5 protein-coding genes are annotated in these 7,456 nt (G+C 73.9%); all 5 read right to left on the bottom strand.

What is annotated here, in order from left to right:
• Positions 1-63 precede the first annotated feature (63 nt).
• Complete coding sequence (locus KME75_RS19830; RefSeq protein WP_246632444.1) at positions 64-1,134, bottom strand: sensor histidine kinase; 1,071 nt, start codon at positions 1,132-1,134, stop codon at positions 64-66.
• 132 nt (positions 1,135-1,266) lie between these two features.
• On the bottom strand, positions 1,267-1,932 hold the full coding sequence (locus KME75_RS19825; protein WP_219416351.1) for a response regulator transcription factor: 666 nt from the start codon (positions 1,930-1,932) through the stop codon (positions 1,267-1,269).
• Positions 1,932-3,866, bottom strand: coding sequence for a 1-deoxy-D-xylulose-5-phosphate synthase (gene dxs / locus KME75_RS19820; protein ID WP_219416350.1), 1,935 nt, complete (start codon positions 3,864-3,866; stop codon positions 1,932-1,934). The genes KME75_RS19825 and dxs overlap by 1 nt, the downstream gene beginning before the upstream one ends.
• A 75-nt stretch (positions 3,867-3,941) precedes the next feature.
• Positions 3,942-5,261 (bottom strand): GGDEF domain-containing protein, encoded by a 1,320-nt coding sequence (locus KME75_RS46025; protein WP_219416349.1) that lies wholly within the window; start codon positions 5,259-5,261, stop codon positions 3,942-3,944.
• A 150-nt stretch (positions 5,262-5,411) separates the two neighbouring features.
• Complete coding sequence (locus tag KME75_RS46020; RefSeq protein WP_219416348.1) at positions 5,412-6,668, bottom strand: sensor domain-containing diguanylate cyclase; 1,257 nt, start codon at positions 6,666-6,668, stop codon at positions 5,412-5,414.
• Between the last annotated feature and the right edge of the window lie 788 nt (positions 6,669-7,456).

Here is a 7,456-nt window from a genome sequence, read left to right as displayed (position 1 = left end):
GATCTGTGGCGATGCTGCCGTCCAGTGGCAGTATCGCCACCTTGCTGGCGTTCCGGGCGGGCGTCAGGCGGCGGGGAGACGCACCGTCACCGTCAGGCCACCGCCCGCCACGGGCTCGGCGCGCACCGCTCCCCCGTGCGCCTGGACGACGGCCCGGACGATCGACAGCCCGAGTCCCGACCCCGGTACCGCGCCGGTGCGTTCCACCGGCCCGCGGCGGAACGGTTCGAACAGCTCGGTCACCCGGTCGCCGGGGATCACCGGACCGCTGGAGGACACCCGCAGCTCGGCGTACCCGTCCCGCCGGCCGGTGCGCACCTCGACCCAGCCGCCCGCGAGGTTGTGCCGCACCGCGTTCTCCACGAGGTTGCCCGCCACGCGTTCGAGCAGCACGGGGTCGCCGCGGGTCGGGGCGGGGGCGGTGTGCACCTGCACCCGCAGGCCGCGCCTGCCGGCCTCCGCGCGGACGGCCGCGAGCGCGGGCACGACGACGTCGGCGAGGTCGACGGGCCGGACGTCGGCGAGCTCGGCGCCCTCGGTGCGGGCCAGCAGCAGGAGCCCGGCCACGAGGTCGTCGGCCCGGCGGGTGGCGTCCCGCACGACCTCGGCCATCCGGCGCAGCTCCTCGACGTCGGCGGCGGGGTCCGACAGCGTCACGTCCACCTCGGTCCGCAGCACCGACAGCGGCGTGCGCAGCTCGTGGCTGGCGTTCGCGACGAACCGCTTCTGCGCGTCGAACGCGGCCTGCAGGCGGTCCAGCATGGCGTCGAAGCCCGCGGCCAGCTCGGCCACCTCGCCGCGGGCGTCGGCCAGCCCGGTGCGCGTGTCGAGCGACTCGACGGTCAGCCGCCGGGCCGTGGCCGTCACGGCGTGCAGCGGGCCGAGCACCCGGCCCACCAGCACCCAGGACACCACCGCGGCCGCGATCACGACGAGCGGGAACGCGATCAGGCCGGCGCGCAGCACCTCCGCCCGCGCGGCGGCACCCATGGCTTCGCTGAGCCGCTCGGCGGGCACCTCGAGGGGGCCGACCCGCACGGTGGTGCCGGGCGGCAGCGCGGGCACGGCCTGCGCGACGCCGCCCACCAGCAGCCACCCCAGCCACAGCAGGAGTGCGCTCACGAGCGCCACCAGAGCCGTGCTGACGAGCGTGAGCCGCGGCCGGAGCTCGGCGCCCCGGCCCGACCGGGGCCGGCCGGCGGCACTGCCCGCGGCCGCTCCCGCCCGCTCCGTCAGCCGGGTGCGCTCGGGCACGTCACACCGCTCTCAGCCCGCGGCCGGTACCCGGTAGCCGGCCCCGACCACGGTCTCGATCACACCCGGGTCGCCGAGCTTCTTGCGCAGGGTCATGACGGTGACCCGCACCGTGGTGGTGAACGGGTCGGCGTTCTCGTCCCAGACGCGCTCCAGCAGCTCCTCGCTGCTGACGACCGCGCCGCCCGCGGCGAGCAGGACCTCCAGGACGCCGAACTCCTTGCGCGTGAGCTCCACCGGCCTGCCCGCCCGCTGCACCGTGCGCTTCGCCGGGTCGAGCGCGACGTCGCCGGCCACCAGCAACGGCGGGACGGCGGGGGTGGCGCGGCGGCCCAGCGCCCGGCAGCGGGCCACCAGCTCGGGGAAGTCGAAGGGCTTGGCGAGGTAGTCGTCCGCGCCGCGGGACAGGCCGTCGACCTTGTCGGCGAGCGTGCCGCTGGCGGTCAGCATCAGCACGCGGGTGGTGGCACCGGAGGCCACGATCTCGGCGCACAGCTCGTCGCCGCCCATCCCCGGCAGGTCGCGGTCGAGCACGACCACGTCGTAGCGGGTGACCACGGACTTCTCGTGGCCGGTGTCGCCGTCGTAGGCGACGTCGACGGCCATGCCCTCGCGCCGCAGCCCGCGCGCGACGGCGTCGGCGAGCGCGCGCTCGTCCTCGACGACGAGGACCCGCATCAGCGCGCCTCCTCCGACGAGGCGGGCGCTCCCGGCACCGGATCCGCCGACAGCGCCGCGTCCCACTCGGTGACCCGCCGCGCGACGTCCTGCACGGTGAGGCCAGCGGACGCCAGGACGTCGCCGCGGCTGCCGTGGTCGAGGAACCGCTGCGGGATGGCCAGATCGCGCAGCGGGACGTCGCATCCGGCGTCGCGCAGCACCTCGGCCAGCGCGGCGCCGAAGCCGCCGTGCCTGCCGCTGTCGGTGACGGTGACGACCAGCCGGTGCCCGCGCGCCAGGTCGACGAGTACCTCCGGAACCGGCAGCACCCACCGCGGGTCGACGACGGTGCAGGCCACCCCCTGCTGCGCCAGCCGCTCCGCAGCGGCGACGCCCAGCTCGCCGAAGGCGCCCGCGCACACCAACAGCACCGACGGGTCCTCGCCCGCCTCGCCCTTGCCCGGCTCACGCAGCACGTCGACGCCGCCGACCCGGCGCACCGCGGGAACGGACTCGATCACGGGCCCCTTCGGGAACCGGATCGCGGTGGGCCCGTCGTCGACCGCGACGGCCTCGGCGAGCTCCTCGCGCAGCGTGCCGGCGTCGCGGGGCGCGGCCACCCGCATCCCCGGCACGATCCCCAGGATCGACAGGTCCCACATCCCGTTGTGCGAGGCCCCGTCGCTGCCGGTGACGCCCGCTCGGTCCAGGACGAGGGTGACGGCCTTGCCGTGCAGGGCCACGTCCATCAGCAGCTGGTCGAAGGCCCGGTTGAGGAACGTGGAGTACAGGGCCACGACCGGGTGCAGCCCGCCCATCGCCAGCCCGGCGGCAGAGGTGAGCGCGTGCTGCTCGGCGATGCCGACGTCGATGCACCGCTCGGGGTAGGCCTTCGCGAACGGCGCGAGCCCGGTGGGCCCGAGCATCGCCGCGGTGATCGCGACCACGTCGGGCCGCCGCGCCCCGAGCGCCACCATCTCCTCGGCGAACACCGACGTCCAGCCCACCGACGGCGGGCCGGTGGGCAGCCCGGTCTCCGGGTCGAAGGCCGACGGGCTGTGCATCTGCTCGGCCTCGTCGTTCTCGGCGGGCGGGTAGCCGTTGCCCTTGCGGGTGACGGCGTGGACGATCACGGGCCCGCCGAAGTGCCGGGCGCGGCGCAGCGCCGACTCCATCGCGGCGATGTCGTGCCCGTCCACCGGGCCGAAGTACTTCAGGCCCAGGTCGGAGAACAGCTCCTGGGGGCTGAGCGCGTCCTTGAGCCCCGCCTTGAGCGCGTGCAGACCGGCGTAGACCGGGCCGCCGACCACGGGCGTACGGGTGATCGCCGACTTGCCCGCCTCGAGCACGCGCTCGTAGCCCGGCTGCAGCCGCAGGGTGGCCAGCCGGTCGGCCAGACCGCCGATCGTTGGCGCGTACGAGCGGCCGTTGTCGTTGACGACGATCACGACGTTGCGGTCCGGGCCGGCGGCGATGTTGTTCAGCGCCTCCCAGGCCATGCCGCCGGTGAGCGCGCCGTCGCCGATCACGGCGACGACGTGGCGCTGCTGCCCGGTGAGCGCGTAGGCACGGGCGACACCGTCGGCCCACGACAGCGCGGTGGACGCGTGGCTGTTCTCGACGTGGTCGTGCTCGCTCTCGGCGCGGCAGGGGTAGCCCGACAACCCGCCGGTCTTCTTCAGCCGGTCCCAGCCGTCCTGGCGGCCGGTGAGCATCTTGTGGACGTACGCCTGGTGCCCGGTGTCCCAGATCAGCGTGTCACGCGGGGAGTCGAACACGCGGTGCAGCGCGATGGTCAGCTCGACGACCCCGAGGTTCGGACCGAGGTGGCCACCGGTGCGGGACACCGAGGCCACCAGCTCCCGGCGGATCTCCTCGGCCAGCGGAGCGAGTTGGTCGGCGCCGAGCCGCTTGAGATCGGCCGGGCCACGGATGGAGCGCAACACGGTCACCAAGCCAGCTTACGGAAGGCCTCTCGGTGCGGCCCGCCGCGCGTCCGCGTCATCCGTCCGCTCCGCACGCTCCGCTCAGGACGCCGCCTGGCGGGCGGCGTCGGCGCTGCGTGGCGCGGGGATCGCGACCGGTCCCGCGATGCGCACGCAGTTGCGGCCGCCGCGCTTGGCCGCGTACAGCGAGGCGTCGGCGACCTTCAGCACCTGCTCGAGGCTCGTCCCGTCCGCGGGCACGGTGGCGCCGCCGATCGACACCGACAGGTTCGCGATGGTGAGCCTTCCGTCGGCCGTGTCGACCGGGACGACCAGGTCCGCAACCCGACGGCGGATCCGTTCGGCCACCGCCTGCAGCTCCACCCGCCCGGCAGGCCCGGCCGGCAGATCGGGCAGCAGCACCACGAACTCCTCCCCGCCGAAGCGGCCGACGAGGTCGTGCTCGCGCACCCCGCTGCGCAGCTCGGCGGCCACGGCGGCGAGTACGTCGTCGCCCGCGAGGTGCCCGTGGGCGTCGTTGACCAGCTTGAAGTGGTCCAGGTCCAGGATCAGGACGGCCGCCGTGCCGCCCGCCCGGTGGACCCTGCGGACGGTGCGCGCGGCCTGCGCCTGCCAGGCCGCGGCGTTGAGCAGCCCGGTCTTCGCATCCGTGCTCGCCGCCTCCTCGAGGTGGCGGACCAGCACGGCCCGGTGCAGCACGAGGATCGGCGGGAGGACGAGCGCGACGAGCGCGGGAGTGGTCCACAGCGCGACGGCGGCGAGCGCGCCCATGCACAGCGTGGCGATCTCGAGGGCGTTGTCGTCCCAGCGGCCGACGAGCTCGCGCAGCCCCGTGCGCGTCTTCGTGAGCGCGATGGCGCCCGCGACGAGCAGCGTGTTGACCACGACGTAGAGCAGCACCGCCACGGCGACCGCGGCGACGCCCACCACGTCGTCCATCGCTTCGGGCAGCCCGCCGGCCCACTGCACCGCGCCGTGCGCCGCGCCTGCGGCCAGCACCACGGTGGCGGTGGTGTAGACGTGCCGGTGGAGCGGCACCTTCGCGGGCCGCCACACCCGCTGCCACAGGTGGACGTACACGACCACGATCACGGCGGCGGCGAGCATCGGCGGGAGCAGCAGCGCCGCGGCGAACGTCCAGACGGAGCTGAGGTCGAAGTACGAGGTCTCGGCGGCACGGCGGCGGATCCGCTCGATGCCGGTGGCGAGCTCGGTGTGCAGGACGCTGAGGAACGTCAGGAACGCCGCCAGTCCGAGGGTGCGCGGCGCCGGCACGGTCAGGGTGGCGACGACGAGCGCGACGGCGGCGGCCTCGACGGCGAGTACGGTGACGACCGCACGCGCCGGCAGCCGCCACAGCTCCCAGCCCCCGGAGTCCGGCGCGGGTGACGGCTCGTCCACGACCGTGATCTCCTTCCGGCGCCCGATCAGCGTCCATCAGCGAGGCTAGTGATCCACCGACGGCGTGTCAGGGGGATCACGATCGCACATCGGGGTGGACCTGGGCGCACGTGCAGTCACTCTGCGTCAGCACCGGTTCGCGAGCAGGTATCAGCCTGCCGCGGTGGGTGGTTCGCTCATGCTGCTGGGCAGCTGCGGGGCATGCGCCGTGCCCATCCGCACCGCGTTGCGCCCGGACCGCTTGGCCGCGTACAGGGCCGTGTCGGCGATCTGCAGCAGGTCCCGAAGATCCCCGCCGTCCTCGGGTGACACCGCCCCGCCGATCGACACGCTCAGGTCCGTGACCGACAGCGGCCCGTCGGGCGTGGGGACCTCCACGCGCAGGTCGGCGACCCGCCTGCGAATCCGCTCCGCGACGGTGGTGAGCTCGGCGGGCCCGGCGACGCCGAGGCCGGCGAGGAGCACCACGAACTCCTCACCGCCGAACCGGCCGACCAGGTCGCGCTCGCGGACCTCCGCCCGCAGCGCCCCCGCGACGGCCACCAGGACCTGGTCGCCCGCCAGGTGCCCGAACGTGTCGTTCACGGCCTTGAAGTGGTCCAGGTCAACCACCAGTACGCCGCGCGGATCGTCGCTGCCTCCGCGCCGCAGCACCCGTTCGGCGCGGGTGTGCCATGCCGCGGCGTTGAGCAGCCCCGTCTTGCCGTCGATGCTCGCCGCCTCCTCGAGGTGGCGGACCAGGACCGCCCGGTGCAGGACCAGGATCGGCGGGAGCACGAAGAGCACGAGCCACGGGTTGACCGCCAGCGCCACGGCCGCGAGCGCCCCGACCGAGAGCGTGGCGATCTCGAGCATCGAGTCGTCCCACTGCCCGAACACCCGCGTGAGGTCCGGCTGCGGCGTGCTGATCGCGATCGCGCCTGCCACGAGCCCGGTGTTCACGGTGGTGTAGACGAGCAGCGCGAGGCCGTACCCCGCGAGGTCGGTGGCGTCGGTCGGCATCCGCCCTGTGGGGCCGTTGACCGACGTGACCACGTTCGACGCGGCGACGCAGGCGAGCACGATCGTGGCCGTGCTGAAGACGTTGCGGTAGAGCGCGACCCGCGGCCTGCCCACCCGCAGCCACAGGTGGGTCTGCAGCACCACGGCGACGAACGCGGCGACCGACGGCGGCAGTACGATCGCGGCGGCGAACGTCCAGACCGAGCTCAGGTCGACGTGGTTGCCCGCCGTGACCCGCTGCCGCACCCGCTCCACGCCGATGGCGATCTCGGCGTGGACGAGCCCGAAACCGCAGAGCACGGCCAGGTGGAACAGGGTGCCCGCACCGGGGAGCGGCGAGTTCACCAGGCCGGTGACGACGAGCGCGACGGCCGTGAGCTCGACGAGGACGATGGAGCTCGCCACCCGTCGCGGCATCTCCCAGATCGGCCAGCTCCGGACCGTCCAGGCCCTCGACCATAACTCCCGCAGCGTGACGCGTTGGTCGAGATCCGAGGACATTCGCACTCTCACTGCCGGGGTCTGGTGCCGCCGAAGCATAGCCGAAGTGTCACCCTGACGTCACTCGATGGAGTGGCGCTCCGCGGAGTTCGTGACACAGTGACCAGGTCGAGCGAGGGCTCGAGTGACCGAACACACGCCCGCGGAGCAAGCCCTTACGCCGGAAGCAGTAGGCGAACCGACCCCAACAGGCAGCACACCGCGGAACGGCGAATCGTCCGATTCGGCCGGGCCCCCGCCTGGCGGAGGAGGTGACCCACGCCACGGTGCGCTACGACGCCCGTGGCCGATTCCGATTCCCGTGGACGTCCCACGCCTCGATCTGCCGAGCGGAGAGGAGAGCGCCGTGCGCAACCGCACCTGGATCTGACTTGCCCCCCATGACGCCCGCCAACCGGAAGGAGACCGCAATGCGCAACCGCACCTGGATCTGAACGCCGCCCACCGACCACGACCACCGAGAGGGGCCCGCCGTGCGTAACCGCACCTGGATCTGAACGCCCACCCCAACCACCGCGACCACCGAGAGGAGACCGCCATGCGCAACCGCACCTGGATCTGAACTCCATCCGACAACCCCCGCCAACCGGAAGGAGACCGCGATGCGCAACCGCACCTGGATCTGAGCCCGCCACCCCACCCGCCGCGACCACCGAAAGGAGACCGCCATGCGCAACCGCACCTGGATCTGA

This window comes from Pseudonocardia nigra (assembly GCF_019396355.1).
In the GTDB taxonomy this organism is placed as follows: Bacteria; Actinomycetota; Actinomycetes; order Mycobacteriales; family Pseudonocardiaceae; genus Pseudonocardia; species Pseudonocardia nigra.
The sequence above is the reverse complement of the archived record's forward strand: the minus strand, read 5'-3'. Positions and strand labels throughout refer to the sequence as shown.

Bases quoted from the DNA above. Each gene is read 5' to 3' on its own strand.
- KME75_RS19825 (WP_219416351.1), bottom strand. From the start codon at position 1,932: ATGCGGGTCCTCGTCGTCGAGGACGAGCGCGCGCTCGCCGACGCCGTC.